Here is a 25,696-nt window from a genome sequence, read left to right on the forward strand (position 1 = left end):
CTTCGCTGCGCTCAACCCAACCTACGAGCTGATTTGTGCAACAAATTTTCTCCTGGCTCAAAAATAATTACCTTATCTGAAAATAAACCAGGCTTTCCTAATGGCTTACAAACATCCGTAGTGCCATTAAAATTAAATTGCTCCCTGCCTATGTCGTGGCTGTTATATCCATTCAAGCCTGCAACCGTCCCTGAACAAAGCGTATTGCGATGCAAATTGACATCATAATCTATTCTGTACAATCTCCAACCACAAAGTCCCCTCCTGGCAGGGCTATCGGAAAATTCAAATAAAAATCTTCTATCAACATCTATTTCAATATGCTTTTTTTGGATAAAAAACCTTGGACTAGTCACGACAAATGGCCAATTAATAACATTTTCACATAGTTTACTGGTTGTTGCGTAAGTGAATTTAATCCTCAATTTTTCAGGGACATCCCCATCAAATCCAATCAAGCGCCCAACTATTTTTTTCATTTCAGAGGGATGATGATTATCATCAGGTATAGAGTTGAATAAATAAATTATATCTCGATAAAAAACATATATAGCAAAAGCAAAGAATATAGAAAAAAACCAAGTTCTTTTCATACAAGATCCTTGCAGTTAGGTTTTTTTGCACAAATCAGTTTGTAGGTTGGGCTTCACTGCGCTCAGCTCCATGCCAGCAACCCAAACATCATATCATCGTGCCATGAAAAAAGGGCAAGCCCTCATCAGGCTTGCCCTTTTCACATCCCCTTGCGGCCAACGTTGGCCGCAAGCTCACCCCACCCTTACAGCGACGGCAGCAGCCCGTCGATGGCGAAGCGGTTGTACTCGGCGCGCTGGATCAGTGCGCAGGCCTTTTCGATGTCGGGCGCGAAGTAGCGGTCCTTGTCGTAGAACGAGACTTCGGCGCGCAGCATGGCCTTGGCAGATTCCAGCTGCTCGGCGGCCTTGTTCGGGGCGCGGAAGTCCACGCCCTGGCAGGCGGCCAGCAGCTCGACGGCCAGGATGCCGGCGGTGTTGTCGGCCATGTCGCGCAGGCGGCGGCCGGCGAAGGTGGCCATCGATACGTGGTCTTCCTGGTTGGCGGAGGTCGGCAGGCTGTCGACGGAGGCCGGGTGCGCCAGCGACTTGTTCTCGGACGCCAGTGCCGCGCCGGTGACCTGGGCGATCATGAAGCCGGAGTTCACGCCGCCGTTGTTGACCAGGAACGGGGGCAGCTTGGACAGGTTGCTGTCGATCAAGAGCGCCATGCGGCGTTCGGACAGCGAGCCGATTTCGGCAATGGCCAGTGCCAGGTTGTCGGCGGCGAAGGCGACCGGCTCGGCGTGGAAGTTGCCGCCGGACAGGATGTCGTTGTCGTCGGCGAATACCAGCGGGTTGTCGGAAACGGAGTTGGCTTCCACCAGCAGCACTTCGGACGACTGGCGGATCTGGGTCAGGCAGGCGCCCATCACCTGTGGCTGGCAGCGCAGGCTGTACGGGTCCTGCACCTTGCCGCAGTTGGCGTGCGAGTCGGCGATCTCGGAGCCGGCGCCCAGCAGCGCGCGGTATTGCGCGGCGGCGTCGATCTGGCCCTTGTGGCCGCGAACCTGGTGGATGCGGTCGTCGAACGGGGTGCGGCTGCCCTGCGCGGCTTCCACCGACATGGCGCCGGCGACGGAGGCGGCAACGTACAGGTCTTCGGCGGCGAACAGGCCTTCCAGCGCAAAGGCGGTGGATGCCTGGGTGCCGTTCAGCAGCGCGAGGCCTTCTTTCGGCGCCAGCACGATCGGTTCCAGACCGGCGGCGCGCATCGCGTCACCACCGTGTACGCGGTCGCCGTTCACGAAGGCTTCGCCTTCGCCGATCAGTACCGCGCTCATGTGCGACAGCGGGGCCAGGTCGCCGGAGGCGCCGACGGAGCCCTTCTGCGGGATCACCGGGTAGATGCCCTTGTTGAACAGGGTGATCATCGCTTCCAGCACCAGACGGCGGATGCCGGAGAAGCCGCGCGACAGCGAGTTGATCTTCAGCGCCATGATCAGGCGCACGGTGGAATCCTTCATCGGCTGGCCGATGCCGGCGGCGTGCGACAGCACGATGGAGCGCTGCAGCAGTTCCAGCTCGTCGGCGGCGATCTTGGTGTTGGCCAGCAGGCCGAAACCGGTGTTGATGCCGTACACGGTGCGGTTTTCGGCCAGTACGCGCGCCACGGTGGCGGCGGAGGCGTCGATGCCGGCGTGGGCGGCCGGGTCCAGTGCCAGTTGCACGGAGGCGTCACGGGCGATCAGGCGCAGTTGGGCCAGCGTCAGCTTGCCCGGGGTGATGGTGATGGTGGTCATGATGGTCCTTCCTTTGCGCGGCGGCAGTTTGGCCGCGACAGATGTGTCGGTGCTGCGGCCAACCTTGTGGGCTGGCCGCACGCGGATTTACTTGATCATCGGCAGTTTGAGGCCGAAGCGCTTGGCAGCGGCAATCGCCTGCTCGTAGCCGGCGTCGGCGTGGCGCATTACGCCGGAGCCGCAGTCGTTGACCAGCACGCGCGCCAGGCGCTCGGCGGCGGCGTCGGTGCCGTCAGCCACGATCACCATGCCGGAGTGCTGCGAGTAGCCCATGCCCACGCCGCCGCCGTGGTGCAGCGACACCCAGCTGGCGCCGCCGGCGGTGTTCAGCAGCGCGTTCAACAGTGGCCAGTCGGACACGGCGTCGGTGCCGTCCTTCATCGCTTCGGTTTCGCGGTTCGGGCTGGCCACCGAGCCGGTGTCCAGGTGGTCGCGGCCGATCACGATCGGGGCCTTCAGCTCGCCGTTCTTGACCATTTCGTTGAAGGCCAGACCGGCGATGTGGCGCTCGCCCAGACCCAGCCAGCAGATCCGTGCCGGCAGACCCTGGAAGCTGATGCGCTCGCGCGCCATGTCCAGCCAGCGGTGGGTGTGCTTGTTGTCCGGGAACAGTTCCTTGATCTTGGCATCGGTCTTGTAGATGTCTTCCGGATCGCCGGACAGCGCCACCCAGCGGAACGGGCCCTTGCCTTCGCAGAACAGCGGACGGATGTAGGCCGGCACGAAGCCCGGGAAATCAAACGCGTTCTTCACGCCCTTGTCGAACGCGACCTGACGGATGTTGTTGCCGTAGTCCACGGTCGGGATGCCCATGGCCTGGAAGTCCAGCATCGCCTGTACGTGTACCGCGCAGCTCTGCGCGGCTTCGTCGGTGAGGCGGGCGTGCAGTTCCGGCTGGCGCTGCGCGTCTTTCCACTGTTCCACCGTCCAGCCGATCGGCAGGTAGCCGTTGATCAGGTCGTGGGCGGAGGTCTGGTCGGTGACCAGGTCCGGCTTGATACTGCCGGCCTGGGCGCGTTTCACCAGCTCCGGCAGCACCTCGGCGGCGTTGCCCAGCAGCGCGATGGACACGGCTTCCTTGCGGGAAGTATGTTCCTTGATCAGTTCCAGCGCGTGGTCGATATCGCGCGCCTGCTTGTCGACGTAGCGGGTGCGCAGGCGGAAGTCGATGCTGCTCTGCTGGCATTCGATGTTCAGCGAGCAGGCACCGGCCAGGGTGGCGGCCAGCGGCTGTGCGCCACCCATGCCGCCGAGGCCGGCGGTGAGGATCCATTTACCGCTCAGATCGTTGTTGTAGTGCTGGCGGCCGGCTTCGACGAAGGTCTCGAAGGTGCCTTGCACGATGCCCTGCGAGCCGATGTAGATCCAGCTGCCGGCGGTCATCTGGCCGTACATGAACAGGCCCTTGCGGTCCAGCTCGTTGAAGTGTTCCCAGTTGGCCCACTTCGGCACCAGGTTGGAGTTGGCCAGCAGCACGCGCGGGGCGTTGGCGTGGGTCTTGAACACGCCGACCGGCTTGCCGGACTGCACCAGCAGGGTTTCGTCTTCGTTCAGCTCTTTCAGCGACGCCAGGATCTGGTCGTAGCACTCCCAGTTGCGCGCGGCACGGCCGATGCCACCGTACACCACCAGCGCCTGCGGGTTCTCGGCGACGTCCGGGTCCAGGTTGTTCTGGATCATGCGGTAGGCCGCTTCGGCGATCCAGTTCTTGCAGTGCAGTTCGGTGCCGTGCGGGGCACGGATTACGCGGCTAGCGTCAAAACGCGGGTCAGTCATGGGAGTTGCTCCTATCGGGTCTTGCTCTGTCAGGTGTTGTTCACTACGTAAGCCGCCGCCGGTTTGCGCCGCACAGCGGAATGCTGTCAGCGCCGCAGTTGGCGCGTGATCGACCATGCCAGTCGCGCGGCGGCCTTGGCGCCGTGGCTGTCCTGGTCAAAATTGGGGTTGAATTCCACCAGATCGGCGCCCACCAGCTTGCCGCTCTTGGCGATCTTGCCGACCAGCGCTTCCACCACGCTGATGTCGACGCCGTAGCCGGCCGGGGCCGATACCGCCGGCATCTGTGCCGCCGGCAACACGTCGAGGTCGATGGTCAGATACACCGCGTCGACGCTGTCGATGAACTCGGCCAGCTGGTGGCGGGCATCGGCCAGCTGCCAGGCGGTCATGTCGCTGTCCAGCCGCCACTCGGCGCCAAGGTTGGCCGCAGCGTCGAACAGCGCGCGGGTGTTGGCGGTTTCGGCGACGCCCAGGCACAGGTAGCGGAAGTGCTGGCCGCGTTTCGCGCACTCGGCGGCGATCTGCGCGAACGGGGTGCCGCTGGTGGCTTCGTCGGCGGTGCGCAGGTCGAAGTGGGCGTCGAAGTTGACGATGCCGATACGCTTGTCCTGATGCGCGTCGGCGAGGCCCAGCCAGTGACCGAAGGCGGTCTCGTGGCCGCCGCCGAGCACCAGCGGCAGGTGGCCGGCGTAGACGATGGCGCTGACGCGGGCGGCCAGCCGCTGGTGCGCGGCGTCCAGATCGCCGTCGTCGCAGCTGATGGTGCCGGCGTCGTACAGTGGCAGCGTCGGGTGATAGGCCAGATTGGCCAAGGCCTTGCGCAACGCCTGCGGGCCGGCGCCGGCGCCGGTGCGGCCCTGGTTGCGGCGCACGCCTTCGTCGCAGGCGAAGCCGAGGATGGCGATGCCCGGTGCGGCGCCGGCGGCCAGCGGCTGCACCACCTGGTGCCAGCGGCGGGCGGCATCGCCCTCGGCGGCGTCAATGCGGCCGGTCCACATGCTCATGTCGATAGTCATGGTTTATCCCTCGTGCTGCACCACGCCACGGAACACGCGGCGGGTCAGCGGGTTGGTGCCGAGGCCGTACACGATCTCGGCCGGATGGTCGATGTCCCACAGCAGCAGGTCGGCGACAAAGCCGGCGGCCAGCTGGCCGTGCGTGGCGCCGCGACCCAGCGCCTGCGCCGCGTGGCGGGTGGTGCCGCGCAGCGCCTCTTCCGGCGTCAGGCCGAACAGCACGCAGGCCTGGTTCATCGCGAGGCGAATGGAGGCGAAGGGGCTGGTGCCCGGGTTCAGGTCGGTGGACACCGCCATCGCCACCTTGGCCGCACGCAGTTTCTCCACCGGCGGTTTCTGCGTTTCACGCAGGAAGTAGTAGGCGCCGGGCAGCAGCACCGCCACGGTGCCGGATGCGGCCAGCGCGGCCACGCCGGCGTCGTCCAGGTATTCGATATGGTCGGCGGACAGGCCGCCGAACTCGGCCACCAGCGCGGCACCATGCAGGTTGGACAGCTGCTCGACGTGACCTTTCACTTTCAGGCCATGGGCGCGGGCGGCTTCGAACACCTGGCGGGTCTGCGCCGGCGAAAAGCCGACGCCTTCGCAGAACACGTCCACCGCTTCGGCCAGCCCTTCCTGCGCCGCGGCGGGGATGATCACCTCGCACACGTGGCGGATGTAGCCGTCGGCATCGCCGGCGAATTCCGGCGGCAGCGCGTGCGCCGACAGCAGCGTGGTGGCCACTTCCACCGGCAGCGCCGCTTCCAGCCGGCGCGCGGCGCGCAGCTGTTTCAGCTCGTCCGCCAGCGTCAGGCCGTAGCCGGACTTCATCTCGATGGTGGTGACGCCTTCCTTCATCAGCGCCTTCAGCCGCGGCAGGCTGACCAGCGCCAGCTCGTCCTCGTCCAGGCCACGGGTGGCGCGCACGGTGGAGATGATGCCGCCGCCTTCGGCCGCGATCTGCTGGTAGGGCACGCCGGTGAGGCGCTTTTCCCATTCCGCGGCGCGGTTGCCGCCGTACACCAGGTGGGTGTGGCAGTCGATGAAGCCGGGGGTGATCCACGCACCCTTGGCGTCGCGCACCTCGCCGCCGCCGGCGAAGGCGGCCAGCGCCTGCTCTTGCGGCAGCACGGCGTGGATGCGGCCGTCACGCAGCCACAGCGCGTGACCGTCCAGCGCGCCGTACGGCGCAAGGTTGGCCGCGTCGAAGGTGGCGAGACGGGGGTTGATCCACAGGGTGTCGGGGCTGCTGCTCATGGTGGTGTCCGCTGCTTTGCGATGAATTGTATATACATTTAGTTGATCGCAAGGCGGGCGTCAAGATTTTTCTGCGGCGGGATTGTTGGCGGCGCGCGGCGCGCGGGGTCGTCAGGCTGGCAAAAAATCCAATAAAAACAAAAGGCCACGCGCTGGCGTGGCCTGTTTCCGGCTGTTGCGTAAATGTATATACATTTACTATTTGCGTACCCGCGTCTGCGAGCGCAGCTTGTAGCCGGCGCCGGGGTGCAGCAGCCGCGCGAAGCTGACCAGGTGCTTGCCGGACCAGGTGCGGCGCAGCACGCGCAGGCAGGGTTCGCTGGCCTGCAGCCCGAGCAGGCTCTGCGCCTGCGCATCCGGCAGCACCGCCTCGACGGTGTGCTCGACATCGGTCAGCGGGCAGGCACGCATCAGGTAGGCGTTCGGCGTCTCGCGCTGGAACTGCTGCGCCAGGTAGTCCGGCGCCCATTGCGGATTGATGTAGCGGTCTTCGAGCTGGATCGGGGTGTCGTCCTCGAAGTGCACGATCAGCGAGTGGAACACCGGCATGCCGACGCCCAGCGCCAGTCGCAGCGCCACTTCCTCGCTGGCGGCTTCCTCGCGCACGAAGTGCACCTCGGCGCGGTAGGCGTGGCCGCGGCTGGCGATCTCCTCGGCGATGTTGTTGACGTCGAGCAGCGGCGATTCCGCCTTGCGCTCGGCGACGTAGGTGCCGTCGCCGGCGTAGCGCAGCAGCACGCCGGCCTCGGCCAGATCGCGGATCGCCTTGTTGACGGTCATGCGCGACACGCCGAACTGCTTCGCCAGCTCGACCTCGGGCGGAATCTTGGCACCGGGGGCGAAGCTGCGGCTCTTGATACCGTCTAGAATGAAATCGCGGATGCGCAGGTAGTGCGGCTTGGAGGCGGGTTTGGGCGTGCTCATGCGGCGATTGTAAGCTGAAACGGACGGAAAAAGGCGCGGCCGCCGGCGGGCGACCGCGCGTGGTGCCTCAGTCGAGGTGGGCGGCGAGAAATTGCAGGCTGCGGCCGTGCGCCAGCGCCGCGGCGCGCTGGTCGTACATCGGCCGGCCCCAGCAGTTGAAGCCGTGATCGACGCCGGCGTAGTCGTGGAACACCGCGTTCGGCTTGCCGGCAAACGCCGCCTTCACCGCCGCCACCATGTCCTGGCTGATGTGGCCGTCCTGCCCCGCGTAGTGGAACAGGATAGGCATGGTGATGTCGGCGGCCACGTCCAGGTGCTGCTGGATGCCGCCGCCGTAGTAGCACACCGCGGCATCGGCCTGGCTCAGCGCCGCGGCGCGATAGGCCAGCTGGCCGCCCAGACAAAAGCCCAGCGTCGCCACCTTGCCCGTGACCTGCGGCAGGGCGCGCAGCGTGGTCACCGCCGCCGCCACGTCGCTGGCCGCCAGCGCGGCATCCACCCGCTGGTAGTAGCCGAAGGCCTGCTGGCTGCCGGCGTCGTCGTAGGCGAGGTCCACGCGCGGGCTCAGCCGCCAGAACACGTCCGGCGCCAGCACCACGTAGCCGTCCAGTGCGTACTGCTCGGCCACGGCGCGGATGTGTTCGTTGACGCCCCAGATCTCCTGCACCAGCACGATGCCGGGGCCGCTACCGGTTGGCGGCAGCGTCAGGTAGCCGGAGAAGGTTTCGCCTTGTGCGGTTTGAATGTCGATCCAGCGTGAATTCACGGCATCACTCCTTATGGGGTTGGAACGCGGAACGCCGGCGGCATAACGCGCTTGGCAAGCCGGCAGAAACTGTTGCATTGTAGCCGTCACACCGCTACTACGCCTGCAAGGATGTCATCATGACCCACCCTGTCCATCCCGACCTGCTGCCCGCCGGCGTGCGTGCCATCGAACTGGCCCCCGGCATGCCCGGCCTCGCCTTCAGCCACCCGGATTTCAGCGCCGTGTTCAGCCTGTATGGCGGCCAGCTGCTCGATTTCATCCCCGCCGGCGGCCAGCCGCTGCTGTACCTGTCGCCGCAAGCGCAGCTGCAGCCGGGCAAGGCCATCCGCGGCGGCATCCCGCTGTGCTGGCCGTGGTTCGGCCCCCACCCCGGCGACAGCAGCCGCCCGCAGCACGGCGTGGCGCGCACCGCGCTGTGGACGGTGAACGCGGTGGTGCGCAGCGACGACGGCTTCCACCTCAGCCTCAACGGCCCGCGTGAGGGCGAGCTGCAGGCGTCGCTGACGCTGCTGCTGGCCCCGCAGCAGCTGTCGCTGACGCTGACCACGCGCAACCTCGGCAAGACGCCGCAGCCGCTGAGCCAGGCGCTGCACAGCTATGTCGCGGTCAGCGACATTCGCCAGCTGCGCCTGCAGGGCCTGGCGCAGGCGCCGTACCACGACAAGCTCGACGGCCGGTTCAAGAGCTGGCCGGACGGCGACTGGACGCCGCCGGCGGCCACCGATGCGGTCGTGGCCAGCGCCGCGCCGCTGCAACTGGACGATGCCGGCTGGCAGCGCCGGCTGCAGCTGTCCAGCAGCGGCAGCGCCAGCACCGTGGTGTGGACGCCGTGGCAGCAGGGCGCGGCCAAGCTTGGCGACCTGCCCGCCGACGGCTGGCAGAACTTCCTGTGCCTGGAGGCGGCCAATGCCGGCGCCGACGCGCGGGTGCTGGCCGCCGGCGAGGCGCACAGTCTGACGCAGCAGCTGCGCGTCGCGGCGTTATAATCGCGCTTTACCTGATACACCGGAGCGTGACGAGTATGCTCAAGCCCGATCGACTTGATCGATTCCTGCCGCAGGTGTTCCCCAGCGGCGTCAAGGTCAGCAGCTTTGCCAAGCACTGCCCGCACTGCAAGAAACTGGTCAAATCGCCGGCCATGCACGGCGTGGCGCTGCTGGTGGTCGACCGCGTGTTCATCCTGGCGCGCGCCGAATGCCCGCAATGCGGCAACCGTTTTGAAGTGAAGTGCATGTTCGACGACAGCAAGCAGGTGCACCCGGTGCTGCTGCCGACGCTGATGGTGCGCTGGCTGATGCTGTGGCACGCGCGGCAGCTGCGCCGGCGCGGCATCCCGCTGAAACCGCTGGCGACCGTGGTGGATGACGAGGTGGACGCGGTGGTGACGCAGGAACGCGTCGGCCTGCTGCTGGCCGACAGCGAGGTGACCAAGTCGCCGGAAACGGTCGGCAGCTATCTTGGCCTGCCGATCGTGGCGTGGATCGAATACCAGGGCCAGCGCTACAACTACGACCGCGCGGTGCCGGAAGAGGGCCAGTTCCGCCTCAGCCAGTACGAGGCGCTGTTTGACCGGCGCCTGATCTACCGCCGCAGCGGGCACTGAGCCGCTTCCGGGCGATCATAAAAAACGGTGGCATACAGCCACCGTTTTTCATTGCGGGATCCGTTGCGGCCAACCTTGCCGCCGGCTTGAGTCAGGCCCAGGGTTGGCCGCAGCGAAACCGGAGGTGCGGCCAGACAGTACGCGGCCGGGCGCGGTCTCAGGCGCCGTAGTCGCCCCACACCGTCTGCATCGCCGCCGCCGCCGCCAGCGCCGCGGTTTCGGTGCGCAGGATGCGCGGGCCGAGCTTGAGCGGCGTCCAGCCGCCGTCGATCGCCGCCGCCTCTTCCGCCGCCGACAGCCCGCCTTCCGGCCCCGCCATCAGCCACGCGCGCGCCGGCGCTTTGGCGATGTCGGCCAGCCGCTGCGTGCCCAGTGGCGACAGCACCAGGTGCGCGTCGCCGTCCGGCTTCGCCGCCAGCCACTGCTTCAGCGTCAGGATAGGCAGCACCTCGGGGATGGTATTGCGCCCGCACTGTTCGCAGGCGGAGACGATGATCTCCTGCCAGCGCGCGAGGCGCTTGTCGGCGCGGTCGCCGGCCAGCTTGACGATGCTGCGCTCGGTCATCAGCGGCTGGAACACGCTGACGCCCATCTCCACCCCCTTCTGCAGGGTGAACTCCATGCGGTCGCCGCTGGAGATCGCCTGCGCCAGTCCCAGCCACAGCGGCGACTCGCGGCTGCTGTCGTCGAAGCGGCTGATGTCGCAGTCGGCATCGCGCTTGGCGATGGCGGTGAGCGTGGCCTGGTACTCGCCGCCACGGCCGTCGAACAGGGTGATGGCGTCGCCTTCTTTCAGCCGCAATACCTGTACATGGCGCACGACATGGTCGGGAAGGGACAGCGAACGCAGGCCGGCGAGGGGTGTGGCAACAAAAAACCTGGGCATGGTGTGTTGAAAGTCTGTGGTGATGGCGGTATTTTGCTTGTTTTGCTGCAATTGCAACAACCACTGTTTTCAATTCGCCCCCGCGGGGACGGCTTGAGGGGCGGGCCCACCGGCCTGCCAACCGTGTTAACCCGTCCGCTGACCGGCGGACGCGCCAGGAGAAGCGCATGCAGGTGGTCGACGAGGTCATCCGTACCGTTCGTAACGTGGCCCAGACCGAGGTCATGCCGCGCTTTTTGCGCGTCGGCAAGACGCGCAAGGACGACGGTTCGCTGTTTACCGAGGCCGATCTTGGCTGCCAGCAGGCGCTGCAGCGCGACCTGCCGCTGATTCTGCCGCACCCGGTGCTGGGCGAGGAAATGACGCGCGAGGAGCAGGACGCGCTGTGGGCGGCCAATCCGGACGGGCTGTGGGTGGTCGATCCCATCGACGGCACCACCAATTTCGTCAACGGCCTGCCCTACTTCGCCATCTCGGTGGCGCTGATGGTGAACGGCATCAGCGAGCTGGGGGTGATCTACAACCCGGTGGCCGACGAGATGTTCTACGCGCGGCGCGGCAAGGGCGCCTACCTCAACGGCAACCGCCTGCCGCTGAAGACCACGCGCAACAGCATGGGCGACGCCATCGCCGCGGTGGAGATCAAGTACCTGCGCTCCGGCAAGCTGGCGGCGCGCATGAACAGCGTGGCGCCGTTCGGCAGCCAGCGCAGCATGGGCTCCAGCACGCTGGATTGGTGCTTCCTCGCCGCCGGCCGTTACGACCTGTACCTGCACGGCGGCCAGCGGCTGTGGGACTACGCCGCCGGCGCGGTGATCCTGGAAGAAGCCGGCGGCCGCATCGCCAGCCTCAATACCGATGACTACTGGACGGACACGCTGTGGAAGCGCTCGGTGATCGCGGCGCTGGACCCGGAGCTGTTCGGCCACTGGCACCGCTGGGTGCGCGCCAACCAGTAAACCGGCGGATACCCGGAAACGATGCGGCCAACCTTGGGCAAGGTTGGCCGCATTGTTTTTGGCGCATGGGATGGTCTGGCCGGCGCTGCCGGCGCGGACGCTCCGGGCCGGCCGATGATCCGCAGCGCAGCGTGCCGGCTCACGGCGCGGGAGCTTCCAGTACCGCCAGCAACTGGCGCAGGCCGGCGTCGAGCGCGGCATGGGGTTCGGCGGGCAGCGGGGCGAGGATGGCCGCCATATTGGCGACGTGGGCGTCCAGCGCTGCCTCGACCAGCGCCAGCCCGTCCGGGGTCAGCCGCACCAGCAGGCTGCGCGCGTCGGCCGGGTTGGGCAGCCGTTCCACCAGCCCGCGCTCGGTCAGCAGCTGCAGCTGGCGCGTCATGGTGCCGGAGGACAGCATCAGGCTGGAAAACAGCGTGGTGGGTGCCAGGCAGTACGGTGCGCCGCTGCGGCGCAGCGTGGCCAGCACGTCGAATTCCCAGTTGCAGATGCCGTACTGGCCGAAGGTGTCGTTGAGCCGCTTTTGCAGCTGGCCGGCGCAGCGGGCCAGGCGGCCGATCAGCGCCATGTCGCGGGTGTCGAGGTCGGGACGCTCGCGCTGCCACTGCGCGCGGATGGCGTCCACGGCGTCGGGGGTGTTCAGTGTGTCCATGCCGGCTCCGGATAGCTCGTGTTCAAGATAAATATCTTGAGTTGAAGATAAATTGGCGATACGCTGATTATATCTTGAATGGGAGATAAATCCGTGATGCCTGCTTCCCGCCTGTGGCGCGATACCCTGCTGACCGCCGTGGTGCCGCTGATCTGGGGTTCCACCTATCTGGTCACCACGCAATGGCTGCCGCCCGGCCTGCCGTTTACTGCCGGCGTGCTGCGCGTGCTGCCGGCCGGCCTGTTGCTGTTGCTGTGGACGCGTCACCTGCCGCAGCGCCAGGAATGGCCACGGCTGCTGCTGCTGTCGCTGCTGAATATCGGCGCCTTCCAGGCCTTGCTGTTTGTCGCCGCCTACCGCCTGCCCGGCGGCATCGCCGCGGTGCTGGGTGCGATCCAGCCGCTGCTGATGATGGCACTGCTGTGGGGGCTGGAGCGGCAGACGCCGCGGCCGCTGGTGTTGCTGGCCGCCTGCGCCGGCCTTGCCGGCATGGCGGTGCTGCTGAATGCGGGTAACGCGCAGTGGGACGGCCTGGGCGTGCTGGCCGCCGCCGGCGGCGCGGTGGTGATGGCGCTGGGCATGTACCTCGCGCGGCGCTGGGGCAGTAGCCTGCCCTTGCTGGCGCTGACCGGCTGGCAGCTGGCGCTGGGCGGGCTGATGCTGCTGCCGGCGGCGCTGTGGCTGGACCCGCCGCTGCCGGCGCTGTCCGCGGCCAACGTGGCGGGCTACGCCTACCTGTCGCTGGTGGGCGCGCTGTTGGCCTACGGCCTGTGGTTCCGCGGCCTGCGCCTGCTGCCGCCGGTGGCGGTGTCGGCGCTGGGCCTGCTCAGCCCGGTGGCGGCGGTGATCCTGGGCTGGGTGGCGTTGGGGCAGCGCCTGCACGGCTGGACGCTGATCGGCATGGTGACGGTGCTGGCCAGCGTGCTGTGCGTGCAGCTGGCCAGCAGCCGCCGCCCGGCGCGGGCGGGGTGAGTGGCCCCGTCAGTCAGGCAAGCCGCCCGCCACGGGCGGCTTTTTTGCGTCGCCGGTGGCTGGCCGGCGCGGCGCCGGTGGCCGTCCGGGCAACGGGATAGCACACGCCTCCTGCCGCTACCCGGGCGACGGCCCATCGTCCCGTAGCGTGATCTCCACCCGCTCCTTGCCCTTGCCCACGTTCTTGCGTTTCAGTGCGATGCGGCCAACCTCTGCGGTGCGCTGGAGGTGGGTGCCGCCGCACGGCACGCGGCCGTAGCCGGCGATTTCCCAGTAGCGACGCTCGCTCGCCGCATCGGCAAAGGCGCTGGTGATGGGCAGGTTGGCCGCAATCAGCGCATCGATGCGGGCCTGCAGTGCCGGCAGCTGCGCGCTGATCGGCTGCGGCAGCGCAAAATCGATGCGTGCCTTGTGTTCGCCGATGTGGGCGCCGATTTTCTCCACGCCGGCCAGCGTCTGGCAGATGGTTTCCAGTACCAGTTCGGCGGCGAAGTGCAGCCGCATCAGACGATAGCGCCGTGGCCAGTCGATGCGCACCGTCACCGCATCGCCGGCTTGCAGGCCGTGGCCGGCGGCCAGGGTGTAGACGATGTCGCGGCCGAGTTTTTCCGCCTGCAGCACCGGCAGGCCGGCGATGCTGCCGCTGTCGCTCTCCTGGCCGCCGCTCTCGGCGTAGAAGATGGTGGCCTGCAGCGTGACGCGCTCGCCGTCCACCGTGGCGACCTGCGTGGCCAGCTCGCACCGGTAGGGGTCGTCCCAGAAGGTCTTGTGCGTCATGGCTGGGCGTGCCCGCCGGCCAGCCGCTGGTAGATGTCCGGCTCCACCTTTTCCATGATGCGCTGCGGCGCGCCCAGCGCGGCAAAGCCGTACTGCGCGTACAGGCCGTGGGCGTCGGCGGTGGCCAGCATGAAGCGGCGCAGGTTCTGCAGCTGCGGATGGGCCTGGATGTAGCTCATCAGCGCCTTGCCCACGCCCTGGCCGCGCACGCTGTCGAGTACGAACACGTCGCCAAGGTAGGCGAAGGTGGCGAAATCGCTGATCACGCGCGCAAACGCCACCTGCCGGCCATGCTCGTCATAACCGCCGATGCACAGCGCGCCATCCAGCGAGCGCTCGAAGATGTCACGCGGCAGGCCGCGCGCCCAGTAGGATTCGCCGCTCAGGTAGCGGTACACCATGTCGCGGTCCAGCCGCTGCTTGTCGGTATCGAATGTGATGGCCATGTCTGTCTCCGGTAGCAGCCTGTCACGCTACTGCCGGCTGGCCGTGGCGGCAAGCGCGGTGGGCAGAACACTGTGTGAAGCGCGCTGCCAAAAGCAATGCGGCCAACCCTGAACCAGGGTTGGCCGCATGTGGTTGCCGTGCGCCGGTTTACGCCTGCTGCAGGCGGCGTTGCTTCCAGTAGCTGAGCAGCCCGGCGCCGGAGTACAGCGCCAGAGCGCTCCAGATCAGCGCGAAGCCGATGGCGCGGTCGTTGCCGAACGGCTCGTTATACAGCCATACCCCCAGCAACAGCTGGATGGTGGGGCCGAGGTACTGGATCAGGCCGACGGTGGCCAGTTTCAGCCGTCGCGCACCGCTGGCGAACAGCAGCAGCGGAATGGCCGTTACCACCCCGGCGCCGAGCAGCAGCAGGTCGGTGGCGGTGCCTTGCTGGCCAAAGGCACCCTGCCCCTGCCAGTTGAACCATAGCAACGCGATGGCGGCCAGCGGCGTCATCAGGAAGGTCTCCAGCGCCAGGCCTTCCAGCGAGGGCAGCGTCGCCTTTTTGCGCAGCAGGCCGTAAATGCCGAAGCTGCCGGCCAGACTCAGTGAAATCCATGGCGGGCTGCCGGCGGTCAGCGTCAGCCAGCCCACCCCCAGTGTCGCGAAGGCAACGGCGGCAGCCTGCGGCCGCGTCAGCCGCTCGCCGAGAAACAGCCGTCCCAGCAGCACGTTGACCAGCGGATTGATGAAGTAGCCGAGGCTGGCCTCCACCACGCGGCCTTCGTTGACCGCCCAGATATAGATCAGCCAGTTCAGCGACAGCATCAGCGACGATACCGCAAAGATCGCCACCCGCCGCGGATCGCGCAGTGCGGCGAGCAGCCAGCCCCAGTTGCGCTGCAGCAGCAGGATCAGCGCCACGAACACGGCCGACCACACGATGCGGTGGCACAGGATCTGCAAGGCCGGCACATCGTGCAGCGGCTTCCAGTACAGCGGGAACAGGCCCCAGATGAAAAAGGCACCGACGGCATACAGCACGCCGCGCGAGGTTTCCTGACGGGAGGTAGACATGGGAGGCACCGCAAAGGTTGGCCGCAGGCCGGCTTGTGGCCGGTAGCGGCAGGGTCAAGGGTGCACTCTACCGCCCGCCGACTGTCTACTCAATGGCGGGGGCGGAACGCTGTGTTCTGCCGCCGCTGGCCGCCGCGCATGCTGCACTGGCACATAAGCCGCAGCTGTCGCGGTGAAACGACAATTATGTTGACGTTTACGTTTACGTCACCTAGTCTGCGCCCAGTAGTCCGGCCGCCACCTGCGCGCGCCGGGCACGGCCACAAAAAGACGCCACAGGCGCTACAACTAGAGATAGAGATTGCCAGCAAGCGCCGCTCACAAGGCCGGCCTCGCCCCGTTGCCACAAGCACAGAGAATGATGGAGGAGAAACCATGTCGATTCGCCATGTCGCACTGGAAGACAAATACACGGCAGCTACCGGACAGGTATTGCTGAACGGCATCCAGGCGCTGGTGCGCCTGCCGATGATGCAGCAGGAGCGCGACCGCGCCGCCGGCCTCAATACCGCCGGCTACGTCACCGGCTACCGCGGCTCGCCGCTGGGCAACGTCGACCAGAACATGCAGAAGGCGGAGAAATACCTCAAGGCACACAATGTGGTGTTTCACCCCGGCCTCAACGAAGACCTGGCCGCCACCGCGGTGTGGGGCACGCAGCAGGTCAACATGTTCGACGGTGCCAAGTACGAAGGCGTGTACGCCATGTGGTACGGCAAGGGCCCCGGCGTGGACCGCTCCGGCGACGTGATCAAGCACGGCAACGTGGCCGGCACCAGCAAGCACGGCGGCGTACTGCTGATCTGCGGTGACGACCACGCCGCCAAATCCTCCACCTTTCCGCACCAGTCCGACCACATCCTGGCCGCCAGCATGATTCCGGTGCTGTCGCCGTCCGGCGTGCAGGAGGTGATCGACTACGGCCTGCACGGCTGGGCGATGAGCCGCTACTCCGGCTGCTGGGTGTCGATCAAGGCGATCACCGACACCATCGAAAGCTCGGCGGTGGTCGACATCAGCCCGGATCGTGTCAACTGCGTGATCCCCGACGACTTCCCGCTGCCGGCCGACGGCCTGTCCATCCGCTGGCCGGACACCCCGCTGGCGCAGGAAAAGCGCGTGCTGCACCACCGGCTGTACGCGGCGCTGGCCTACGCCCGTGTCAACAAGCTCAACCACGTGACGCTGGATTCGCCGAAGGCGCGGCTGGGCATCATCACCTGTGGCAAGAGCTACCTCGACGTGATGCAGGCGCTGGACGACCTCGGCATCGACGAGGCGCTGGCCGCCGACATCGGCCTGCGCATCTTCAAAGTGGGCATGGTGTGGCCGCTGGAGCCGGAAGGCGTGCGCGAATTCGCGCAGGGGCTGGACGAGATCCTGGTGATCGAGGAAAAACGCCAGATCATCGAATACCAGCTGAAGGAACAGCTGTACAACTGGCGCGACGACGTGCGCCCGCGCGTGGTGGGCAAGTTCGCCGAAAAAGGCGAATGGGCGCTGCCGCACGGCGACTGGCTGCTGCCGGCCGCCGGCGAGCTGACCCCGGCGATGATCGCACGCGCCATCGCCAGCCGGCTGGCCAACATCTTCGACAGCCCGGTGATCCACGACCGCCTGAAGTTCTACGACGACAAGGAAGCGCAGCTGGTGCAGCCGCGCGAGGCGATCAACCGCATCCCGCACTACTGCTCCGGCTGTCCGCACAATACGTCGACCAAGGTGCCGGAAGGCAGCCGCGCGGTGGCCGGCATCGGCTGCCACTACATGGCGCACTGGATCGAGGGCGACAGCACCAAGACCTTTACCCAGATGGGCGGCGAAGGCATCACCTGGCTGGGCCAGGCGCCGTTCACCACCACCAAGCACATCTTCACCAACCTCGGTGACGGCACCTACTTCCACTCCGGCCTGCTGGCGATCCGCGCCGCGGTGGCCGGCAAGGTCAACATTACTTACAAGATCCTGTACAACGACGCGGTGGCGATGACCGGCGGCCAGCACGTCGACGGCTACCTCGACGTGCCGATGATCACCCGCCAGGTACATGCCGAAGGGGTTGGCCGCATCGTGATCACCAGCGACGATCCGGACAAGTACCGCACCGCGCACGGACTGAAGGAAGGCCTGGCGCCGGGGGTGGAAGTGTTCCACCGCCGCGAGCTGGACCGCATCCAGAAAGAGCTGCGCGAGCTGGAAGGCGTCACTATCCTGATCCACGACCAGACCTGTGCCGCCGAGAAGCGCCGCCGCCGCAAGCGTGGCGAATTCCCCGACCCGGACCGCCGCATCTTCATCAACGAGCGTGTGTGCGAGGGCTGCGGCGACTGCGGCAAGAAATCCGGCTGCCTGTCGGTGCTGCCGGTGGAAACCGCACTCGGCCGCAAGCGCAAGATCGACCAGAGCAGCTGCAACAAGGACTACAGCTGCGTCGAGGGCTTCTGCCCCAGCTTTGTCAGCGTCTCCGGCGCCAAGCTGAAAAAATCCTCCGGCGGCAACAAGGCCGGCCTTGACAGCATGAGCACGCTGCCGGATCCGAAGCTGCCGGCACTGCACGAGCCGTACGGCATCATGATTACCGGCGTCGGCGGTACCGGCGTGGTCACCATCGGCCAGGTGCTGGCGATGGCCGCCCACCTCGACAACAAGGGCATCACCGTGCTGGACATGGCCGGCCTCGCGCAGAAAGGTGGCTCGGTGTGGTCGCACGTGCGCATCGCCGACAGCCAGGACAAGCTGCACGCGGTGCGTATCGCCGCCGGCGACGCCAACCTGGTGCTGGGCTGCGACCTGGTGGTCACCGCCGCCGAGGAAGCGCTGGCCAAGATGCGCGAAGGCTTCAGCCACGTGGTGGTCAACAGCTACGAATCGCCGACCAGCGCCTTCCTGAAGAACCCGGACGTGCGCTTCCCGGCGCGGGCGATGAAGGACGCGATCATCGAATCGGTCGGTGGCAGCCACTTTGCCGAGGTCAACGCCACCCGCATCGCCACCGCGCTGATGGGCGACGGCATTGCGGCCAACATGTTCATGCTCGGCTACGCCTGGCAGCAGGGGCTGGTGCCGGTGTCGCTGGAAGCGATCATGGCCGCCGTCGAGCTGAACGGCGCCGCGGTGAAGTTCAACCAGGATGCCTTTACCTGGGGCCGCCACGCCGCGCACGACCTGCAGCGCGTGGAAACGCTGGTGTCGCCGTCGGCGGTGGTGCAATTCGTTCCACGTGAAACGGTGGACGGCGTGCTGCACCATCGCAGCAAGGAACTGGTCGCCTACCAGGACGAAAAACTGGCCGAGCGCTACAAGGCGCTGGTGGCCAGAGTACAGGCCGCCGAAGAGCAGGCCCGTCCCGGCAGCAGCGCGCTGGCACTGGCGGTGGCGAAGAACTACTACCACCTGCTGGCCTACAAGGACGAGTACGAAGTGGCGCGGCTGTACAGCGACGGCGTGTTCCAGCGCGAGCTGGCGGCGCAGTTCGACGGTACGCTCAAGCTGACCTTCCACTTCGGCGCCAGCTGGATGACCGGCCACCAGCCGCGCAAGATCAACCTCGGCCAGTGGGCACTGAAGGCGATGGCCATCATCGCCCACGGCAAGCGCCTGCGCGGCACCGCGCTGGATCCGTTCGGCTACCAGGCCGACCGCAAGCTGGAGCGGCAACTGATAGTCGAGTTTGAGACGCTGGTGGACGAGCTGTGCGGCAAGCTGACCGCGACCAACCTGGTCACCGCCACTGAGATGGTCAAGCAGTACGAAGGCATTCGCGGCTTCGGCCATGTCAAGGACGCCGGCCTCGCCAGCACCCGCGGCAAGCTGGCGGAACTGCGGCAGGCGTTCGAGGCGTTACCGCACACCGGCAAGGGTGCGGTGGCGTAACGGGCAATGTTTGAGGGTGTTTGAGCGGGCCGCTGGCCCGCTTTTTTTATGGACGTGGAGCGACTCTCCCCCCCCCTCTCCCTCCCGCCCCGCTGCCTTGACACAAACCGGCTGCTTTTTGCCGACAGCAAGCGGCATGGACGAACACGGACCGAGGCCAGACTGCCATGGTCTGGCGGCTTACTCGCCGGCATTAACGACAAATGCGTAACTCTTTGGCATAATTCGTGGATTTGTCCCGCTCCGGAGCCGCTGCCATGACCCTCCCCGACCTGCTCGCCAGCTTCGCCTCCGCCTTCAACCAGGACCAGCGCCTGCTCAGCCTGCAACTGGGCGACGGCAGCCGCTGGGGCGAGACGCTGTTGCCGCTGAGCCTGTCCGGTGACGAGGCGCTGGCCGACGACTACCGCTTCCGCGTCGAGTGTCTGTCGGCGGATGACGGCATCGAATTGAAGTCACTGCTGGGGCTGCCGGTGCGGCTCGGCATCGCCGGCGCCGATGGTGACGAGAGCCTGCGCTGCGGCGTGGTCAGCGCGGCCGAGACACTGGGCAGCGATGGTGGCTTTGCCCGCTACGCACTCACCATCGAACCGCCGTTTGCGCTGCTGCGCCTGCGCCAGACCTCGCGCGTGTTCCAGGATTTGTCGGTGGACGCCATCGTGCGGCAGATTTTCGCCGAGCACGCCGCGGCCAACCCGCCGTTCGCCGCAGTGCAGGGGCTGGACTTCATGCTTGCCGGCCCGCTGCCCAGTTGCAGCTACTGCCTGCAGTACCGCGAATCCGACCACGACTTCATCTGCCGTCTGCTGCGCGAGGAAGGGCTAAGCTGGCGTTACGAGCACCTGGATAGTGTGACCGAGCGAGGTAGTACAGCGTCGCGAGGGAATATCCCGCAGGTCAAGCTGCTGGCCTTCGACGATCCGTACAGCCTGCCGGCGGCCAACCTTGGCCGCGTGCGTTTCCACCGCAGCGATGCCACCGAAGAAGAGGACGGCCTCACCCGCTGGGACGGCGCACGGCAGATCGTGCCCGGCAGCGTGGCGCTGGCCACTTACGACTACCAGCCGGTGGCCACCGGCCACAGCGGCGACGAGACCGCGATCGAGCAGGGCCTGGACGGCAGCCGCTTGCAGAGCAGCCTGCAACACTACGATGCGCCCGGCGCCTACTACGCCAGCGACGCCGAGCAGCTCAGCCACTACGCGCGGCTGCGGCAGCAGGCGCTGGACGCGCAGGCCAAGACCTTCAGCGGCGGCGGCGTGGTGCGCGGCCTCACCGCCGGGCAGTGGTTCCGCCTCGACGCGCATCCGGCGCATCAGTGGGACGCGCCCGAGCAGCGCGAATTCGTGGTTACCCGCCAGCGGCTTGCCGTGCGCAACAACCTGCCGGCCGAGCTGGCCCGCAGCCTGCCTGCGGCCCTGCGGCCAACGTTGGCCGCAGGCGACGAAACTGGCAACGACGCGCCGTTCCGCAGCGAGTTCGACGCCCAGCGTCGCGGCCTGCCGCTCACCCCGGCCTACGCCGCCAGCAGCCACGCCAAGCCTACCGCGCGCGGTGCGCAGACCGCCACCGTGGTCGGCCCGGCCAACGAGGAAGTGCACACCGACCAGTACGGCCGCATCAAGGTGCAGTTCCACTGGCAGCGGCCGGACGAACACCCGGACAGCGGCGCCAACCTCGACGAGCGCTCCAGCTGCTGGCTGCGCGTCGCGATGCCCAGCGCCGGTGCCGGCTGGGGCCACCAGTTCATCCCGCGCCTCGGCCAGGAAGTGCTGGTCGACTTCATCGAAGGCGACATCGACCGCCCGGTGATTACCGGCGTGCTGTACAACGGCAGCCACCCGCCGCCAACCTTCAGCGGCACCGGCAGCCTGCCGGGCAACCACACCCTGTCCGGCATCAAGAGCAAGGAACACCACGGCTGCCAGTACAACGAACTGCTGTTCGACGACACGCCAAACGAAGTCAGAGCAAAACTCAGCAGCGAACACGGCAAGACCCAGCTCAACCAGGGCTACCTCACCCACCCGCGCGCGGACGGCAAAGCCGAACCCCGCGGCGAAGGTTTCGAGCTGCGCACCGACCGCCACGGCGTCCTCCGTGCCGGCCACGGCCTGCTGCTGAGCACCGAAGCGCAGCTCACTGCCGGCGGCAAACAACTGGCGCGCGACAGTGCGCAAAGCCAGCTCGACGCCGCGCTGGCCCTCGCCCAGAGCCTGGCTGACACCGCTACGGCGCAACTGGCGGATACGCAGGAAACCGGCCCCGCCGAGATCAAACCCGACAACGGCAAGGGCGCGAACAAAGCCGACGGCCACCTGCAGCATCACGCCGCCGCCCTGCGCGCATGGGAGGCCGGCAGCAACACCGACAAGGACGGCAAAACAGCCGCTCCCGGCAAGGGCGCCACCCAGGCCGGCCAGCAGCCCATCATGATCCTCAGCGCCCCGGCCGGCCTCGCCGCGACGACCGACCACTCCCTGACCCTGGCCGCCGGCACGAACATCGACCAGGTGGCCCAGCGCGACCTCAACCAGACCAGCGGCCGGCGCTGGCTGCACAACGTCGGCCAGCACATCAGCCTGTTCGTGGCCGGGGTGAAGGACAAGGTCAGCCTGAAACTGATTGCCGCCCGCGGCAAGGTGCAGCTGCAGGCGCAGAGCGATGCGATGGAGCTGACGGCAGACAAGGACGTGACGGTGACCTCGTGCAAGGACAGCATCACCATCGCCGCGAAAGAGGAAATCCTGCTTAACGTCGGCGGCGGCGCCTACATCCGCATGGCAGGCGGCAATATCGAAGTGCACTGCCCCGGCACGGTGAGCGTGAAGGGGGCGGAGCATAATTTGAGCGGGCCGGCGAGCTTGAAAACTGCACCAATATCCATGCCCTTACCCCAAGACATGGTGCGTTACAGCCAAAAGCTGGATTGGCCTGACTTCCCGCTGGCATGGTTGCCTTTTTCCAATGCATTCAAGTCCAGCAGCTTGCTTGAAAGCCAGCAATTAGCCCCTCTTCGTGCAAGCCCTTCGCAAGCCGAAACGGCAAGCGCCACAAGCAGAACAGAAGAAAAACTCACCCACATGCTGATGCTGAACGCTAATTGGCAAATGGAAGAAGGCGTTGCCGACTGGGAAGAACATACCAAGGACGAAACCGATGACCCAGACAGCATCTGAAATCTACATTGTTGAAAAAGGCGATACGCTCAGCCAGATTGCCAAGACAAGCGGGGTGCCACTACACCGTTTAATCAAGCTTAACAACCTGAAGAACCCAAGCCTGTTGCGGGTCGGCCAGCCCATCTATCTGAGCGAGCGTGTGGCATTTTCGGTCAAGGCATTATTTCTGGATGCCCTGCGCTATCCGATTGAAAATCTGGCCTATCAACTTGTGATTGACGGCAAGGCACATCATGGCAAAACCGGCAAGAATGGTCTGTCTGACGAAAAAGTCAGTGCCAGTGCAAAGTCCACCGTTGAGGTTTTGATCAAGGACGTTGTCGGTAACTGGCAAAAAGTCGGTGCGACTGTATCTGGGTATGGTGAAAAACTGATCACGCTGGTAAGCCCCTATGTGTCGTTCAAGGACAGGCTGGAGTCTCACCCACCCAGTGCACCTACGACCCCCACATCACAATCCAAGCCACCTGCGCGCCCCTCCACCAAGCCAGCCCTGCCGTCCAAGCCGCAGGGCAGCCCCGTACCCAACAACCCGGTTGTAAAAAAGAAAAGCAAGAAAGGCAAAGGCGGGGAGTCGGTAATCGAGATCGGCATCGACCTCCCGGCGGAATTGCTCAAGTACATGCAAGCGTACGAGGACAAGCCGATTACTGCGGATGATTGGAAAGAACTAGCAGAGAAACTTGAATGCGAAATTAACGTGTTGAAAGCGATTGCCAAGGTGGAATCCGGTGGCCGTTCGGCTTTTTGGGTGATCAATGACACTGCAGAGCATAAGGTGCATGCCCCCAAGATCATGTTCGAGCGGCATTATTTTCACAATCTGACCTGCGCTAATGGCCCCCTGCCCAATACCAAGAAGAAGCGACGCCACGGCAAAGGGGTCGCGGGTTGCAAAAGTCCGCATGATGACCATCCCGATATCTGCTGGCGGACCGGCTATCGCAAGGCGAAGCAGCTGAACAGCAGCGATGCTGCCATGCACGACGGCCATGTCGACCGCGCCGACATCCGCGACAACCGGCAAGACTACCTGCGCCTGATCAATGCTTACCGCCTGAACAGTGAGGCGGCATTGAAATCCGCATCGTGGGGGAAATTCCAAGTGATGGGTGCGAACTATAGTGCGTGTGGGGAGGGTACTGTTTTTACCTTCGTCAAAAAGATGTGTCGTAACGAACTTGGCCAAACAGGGCTTCTGGCCGGATTTATCAAGAAGAATCCCGAGCTCTGGAAAGCCGTCAAGGAAAAGAACTGGCACCTTATTGCCTACAATTACAACGGTCCAAATTACAAGAGCGATACCGATTACGATGTCAAAATGAAAGAGGCTTATGAATACTATTGTAAAAACGCTGTTTAGTGTTGCATTGCTAACCTGGATGCACGCTTCTCATGCAGAGTTGGTGCTGGATACAAAATATCTTGGTTCTGATAAAGAACTTAAGGAGTTAAGTAGTACATTGCAGGTGAGTAATTTTTTCGAGGGTCACGAAGAAAAGATCGAAGCCGATTTGCTTGCCAGAGGCGAAATTGCACCAGCATCCATACCCTTAATTTCATGGGGATGCTGTGGTCATGCGCATGCCATTTTTAATGGCAAGGATTATTATCTAAGAGCTTTTAACTATACAGTTGCTGCGCAGAGACTAGAGTATGAAAAATCTACAGTTGAAAAGCGAAAACATCGCACATTACCCGGCGGAGGCGCCTGCGTACTCTATGTGAATGATAAAGACTTAAACAAGGTTGCCGCGCTCAAAATCTCCCTCCCCGAAAACAACTACGGCACTTGGTGCAACGGCGTGGACGGTATAGGCAGCGCCGGTAAAGGCCGTGACGGCGTGTTGATCCCGATCAGCTATTACCTCACCGACAACACCCCGGCAAAACGCCCCGAAGAGATTGGTCAGGGCTGGCGTTACATGACCGTTCTGATCCGATTTGCCGAGGTTGATGGCAAACTGAGCTTGACTCAGGATGATCGCTGCCTCGGCAACCCCAATAAGTACAAGGAGATCCCGAGCGCCCGCAAGGCGTTGTCCCGTTGCGAGGGGCAGTAATTTATGGCACCGGCTCAGGACGGAAACAGGCTCAGCCGGCGCGCGCCTTCCACCGCCTGCTCCATATTGTTGCTCTCGTCCTGCCACACCCACACCTTGTGCAGCGGGTCGAACGCTTCCACCAGCCACAGCCGGCCGCCGGTGCCCAGTGCGATCAGCCGCGCGCGGGTCGGGCGCTGGTAATTGAACACCACCGCGTCGCTGGTAACCGGGGGTTTGCTGCTGCTGGCAAACAGGGATCGCATGGCAAGACTCCATCAAGACAATGCTGTTGCAATGCAAAAGCCGTGCCAGGATCAGGCCGGCACTGGCCTTGCCGCCGCTGGCCGGCATGCGATGCTGCGGTGCAGCAGGCGACACCCTGCACCGGGATAAGCCACGACTACGTCTTCTGGCGCCTTGTATTTATATCGTAATGCGATATATTTCAGGAGAGGACGCGCCCTGTCGTGCCCGTCCGCCACGTCAGCAAGGAGTGTCACCATGACCCCGCTTACCCCGCTTCGCATGTTGCTGTCCTCGCACCACGGCTGGGACGAAATCGCCAACCACCATGCTTCGACCGCCCGCTCATTTTTCCGCATCGTGCTGCCGGCCTCGCTGTTCGCCGCCGCCATGCTGCTGTATGCCGCCTATTTCAACGGCGAGGTGTACGCGCCGCAGGTGCCGCTGGCGCAGTGGCAGGCGGTGATCGTGCTGTTCCTGCTGCTGAACTGGTTCAGCGTGCACCTGATGGCCAGCTTCATCCGGCTGGCGGTGCACGCCGAGGCGCGGCCGCCGTATGCCGACTGCTACCGGCTGGCGGCGCTGGCACCGCTGCCGATCTGGCTGTCGGCGCTGTCGCTGCTGGTGCCGCTGCCGTTCTTCAATATGGCGATCGGCCTGCTCGGGCTGCTGGCTTCCGGACTGCTGATCTATCACGGGCTGGACGCGCTGTTCGAGCATGAGGACTCGGTCCGCACCGAGTCGCTGGCCTACACCGTGTTTACCGTCGGCGCCCTGTTGTGGGCGGTGCTGGTGGCGCTGATCGCGGTACCGCTGCTATGAGGGCGCCCGAGATGAGTTCAGAGATGAGTCCCGCCATCCAGCTGCTGCCGGCCAGCCAGTGCCCGGCGCAACGCGACAACGTGTTCCTGCTCGCCGCGCGCTGGCCGGCGGCGCTGCCCCGCGGCAGCCTGCCGCGGG

The 25,696-nt window shown here is 65.3% G+C and carries 22 protein-coding genes; 9 read left to right on the forward strand and 13 right to left on the reverse strand.

What is annotated here, in order from left to right:
• Positions 1–11: 11 nt before the first annotated feature.
• The 7 genes from ACG97_RS17660 to ACG97_RS12120 all read right to left on the reverse strand — a co-directional run bounded on the left by ACG97_RS17660 (position 12) and on the right by ACG97_RS12120 (position 8,038).
• The gene (locus tag ACG97_RS17660) at positions 12–593 is read right to left on the reverse strand and encodes a hypothetical protein (RefSeq protein WP_156168033.1); all 582 of its coding nucleotides are present in this window, start codon (positions 591–593) and stop codon (positions 12–14) included.
• A 185-nt stretch (positions 594–778) separates the two neighbouring features.
• The gene (hutH, locus tag ACG97_RS12095) at positions 779–2,314 is read right to left on the reverse strand and encodes a histidine ammonia-lyase (RefSeq protein WP_047967620.1); all 1,536 of its coding nucleotides are present in this window, start codon (positions 2,312–2,314) and stop codon (positions 779–781) included.
• A gap of 87 nt (positions 2,315–2,401) precedes the next feature.
• Positions 2,402–4,090: a urocanate hydratase gene (hutU, locus tag ACG97_RS12100; protein ID WP_047967621.1), complete on the reverse strand. Its 1,689-nt coding sequence runs from the start codon at positions 4,088–4,090 to the stop codon at positions 2,402–2,404.
• Positions 4,091–4,176: 86 nt separating this feature from the next.
• Positions 4,177–5,109 carry a formimidoylglutamase gene (gene hutG / locus ACG97_RS12105; RefSeq protein WP_047967622.1) on the reverse strand — a complete coding sequence of 311 codons (933 nt, stop codon included), beginning with the start codon at positions 5,107–5,109 and terminating at the stop codon, positions 4,177–4,179.
• 3 nt (positions 5,110–5,112) lie between these two features.
• Positions 5,113–6,348, reverse strand: coding sequence for an imidazolonepropionase (hutI, locus tag ACG97_RS12110; protein ID WP_047967623.1), 1,236 nt, complete (start codon positions 6,346–6,348; stop codon positions 5,113–5,115).
• 198 nt (positions 6,349–6,546) lie between these two features.
• Positions 6,547–7,272 carry a histidine utilization repressor gene (gene hutC / locus ACG97_RS12115; protein ID WP_047967624.1) on the reverse strand — a complete coding sequence of 242 codons (726 nt, stop codon included), beginning with the start codon at positions 7,270–7,272 and terminating at the stop codon, positions 6,547–6,549.
• Positions 7,273–7,339: 67 nt separating this feature from the next.
• A complete protein-coding gene (locus tag ACG97_RS12120; RefSeq protein ID WP_047967625.1) occupies positions 7,340–8,038 on the reverse strand; it encodes a dienelactone hydrolase family protein in 699 nt (232 codons plus the stop codon).
• 119 nt (positions 8,039–8,157) lie between these two features.
• Here ACG97_RS12120 and ACG97_RS12125 point away from each other — a divergent pair, with 119 nt between their 5' ends.
• Both ACG97_RS12125 and ACG97_RS12130 read left to right on the forward strand, forming a co-directional pair.
• Positions 8,158–9,027, forward strand: a complete 870-nt coding sequence (locus ACG97_RS12125; RefSeq protein ID WP_047967626.1) for a D-hexose-6-phosphate mutarotase — start codon at positions 8,158–8,160, stop codon at positions 9,025–9,027.
• A gap of 35 nt (positions 9,028–9,062) precedes the next feature.
• The gene (locus ACG97_RS12130; RefSeq protein ID WP_047967627.1) at positions 9,063–9,644 is read left to right on the forward strand and encodes a hypothetical protein; all 582 of its coding nucleotides are present in this window, start codon (positions 9,063–9,065) and stop codon (positions 9,642–9,644) included.
• A gap of 157 nt (positions 9,645–9,801) precedes the next feature.
• Here the strand turns inward: ACG97_RS12130 and ACG97_RS12135 are convergent, their stop codons facing one another.
• Positions 9,802–10,530: a 16S rRNA (uracil(1498)-N(3))-methyltransferase gene (locus ACG97_RS12135; RefSeq protein ID WP_047967645.1), complete on the reverse strand. Its 729-nt coding sequence runs from the start codon at positions 10,528–10,530 to the stop codon at positions 9,802–9,804.
• A gap of 173 nt (positions 10,531–10,703) precedes the next feature.
• Between ACG97_RS12135 and ACG97_RS12140 the strand changes: the two genes are divergently transcribed.
• The gene (locus tag ACG97_RS12140) at positions 10,704–11,489 is read left to right on the forward strand and encodes an inositol monophosphatase family protein (RefSeq protein WP_202902773.1); all 786 of its coding nucleotides are present in this window, start codon (positions 10,704–10,706) and stop codon (positions 11,487–11,489) included.
• Between the two features lie 139 nt (positions 11,490–11,628).
• On the opposite strand, the gene ACG97_RS12145 is transcribed toward ACG97_RS12140, so the two are convergent.
• Positions 11,629–12,141: a MarR family winged helix-turn-helix transcriptional regulator gene (locus ACG97_RS12145; RefSeq protein ID WP_047967629.1), complete on the reverse strand. Its 513-nt coding sequence runs from the start codon at positions 12,139–12,141 to the stop codon at positions 11,629–11,631.
• 96 nt (positions 12,142–12,237) lie between these two features.
• Here ACG97_RS12145 and ACG97_RS12150 point away from each other — a divergent pair, with 96 nt between their 5' ends.
• Positions 12,238–13,113: a carboxylate/amino acid/amine transporter gene (locus tag ACG97_RS12150; RefSeq protein ID WP_047967630.1), complete on the forward strand. Its 876-nt coding sequence runs from the start codon at positions 12,238–12,240 to the stop codon at positions 13,111–13,113.
• A 117-nt stretch (positions 13,114–13,230) separates the two neighbouring features.
• Here the strand turns inward: ACG97_RS12150 and ACG97_RS12155 are convergent, their stop codons facing one another.
• From ACG97_RS12155 to rarD, 3 genes are all read right to left on the reverse strand, one after another.
• The gene (locus ACG97_RS12155; RefSeq protein ID WP_047967631.1) at positions 13,231–13,890 is read right to left on the reverse strand and encodes an alanyl-tRNA editing protein; all 660 of its coding nucleotides are present in this window, start codon (positions 13,888–13,890) and stop codon (positions 13,231–13,233) included.
• On the reverse strand, positions 13,887–14,336 hold the full coding sequence (locus tag ACG97_RS12160) for a GNAT family N-acetyltransferase (protein ID WP_047967632.1): 450 nt from the start codon (positions 14,334–14,336) through the stop codon (positions 13,887–13,889). Before ACG97_RS12160 ends, ACG97_RS12155 begins: the two co-directional genes overlap by 4 nt.
• Positions 14,337–14,484: 148 nt before the next feature.
• On the reverse strand, positions 14,485–15,393 hold the full coding sequence (rarD, locus tag ACG97_RS12165; RefSeq protein WP_047967633.1) for an EamA family transporter RarD: 909 nt from the start codon (positions 15,391–15,393) through the stop codon (positions 14,485–14,487).
• A 375-nt stretch (positions 15,394–15,768) separates the two neighbouring features.
• Here rarD and ACG97_RS12170 point away from each other — a divergent pair, with 375 nt between their 5' ends.
• From ACG97_RS12170 to ACG97_RS17665, 4 genes are all read left to right on the forward strand, one after another.
• Complete coding sequence (locus tag ACG97_RS12170) at positions 15,769–19,266, forward strand: indolepyruvate ferredoxin oxidoreductase family protein (RefSeq protein ID WP_047967634.1); 3,498 nt, start codon at positions 15,769–15,771, stop codon at positions 19,264–19,266.
• Between the two features lie 257 nt (positions 19,267–19,523).
• Positions 19,524–22,445, forward strand: a complete 2,922-nt coding sequence (locus tag ACG97_RS12175; RefSeq protein ID WP_082133786.1) for a type VI secretion system Vgr family protein — start codon at positions 19,524–19,526, stop codon at positions 22,443–22,445.
• Entirely contained in the window at positions 22,426–23,811 is a 1,386-nt protein-coding gene (locus ACG97_RS12180; protein ID WP_047967635.1) for an N-acetylmuramidase domain-containing protein, read from the forward strand. The genes ACG97_RS12175 and ACG97_RS12180 overlap by 20 nt, the downstream gene beginning before the upstream one ends.
• On the forward strand, positions 23,783–24,511 hold the full coding sequence (locus ACG97_RS17665; protein WP_147424473.1) for a hypothetical protein: 729 nt from the start codon (positions 23,783–23,785) through the stop codon (positions 24,509–24,511). Before ACG97_RS12180 ends, ACG97_RS17665 begins: the two co-directional genes overlap by 29 nt.
• 14 nt (positions 24,512–24,525) lie before the next feature.
• Here the strand turns inward: ACG97_RS17665 and ACG97_RS12190 are convergent, their stop codons facing one another.
• The gene (locus ACG97_RS12190) at positions 24,526–24,756 is read right to left on the reverse strand and encodes a hypothetical protein (RefSeq protein WP_047967637.1); all 231 of its coding nucleotides are present in this window, start codon (positions 24,754–24,756) and stop codon (positions 24,526–24,528) included.
• 238 nt (positions 24,757–24,994) lie between these two features.
• Here ACG97_RS12190 and ACG97_RS12195 point away from each other — a divergent pair, with 238 nt between their 5' ends.
• Positions 24,995–25,558, forward strand: coding sequence for a YIP1 family protein (locus ACG97_RS12195; protein ID WP_047967638.1), 564 nt, complete (start codon positions 24,995–24,997; stop codon positions 25,556–25,558).
• Positions 25,559–25,696 lie beyond the last annotated feature (138 nt).

Source organism: Vogesella sp. EB (genome assembly GCF_001037925.1).
GTDB lineage: Bacteria > Pseudomonadota > Gammaproteobacteria > Burkholderiales > Chromobacteriaceae > Vogesella > Vogesella indigofera.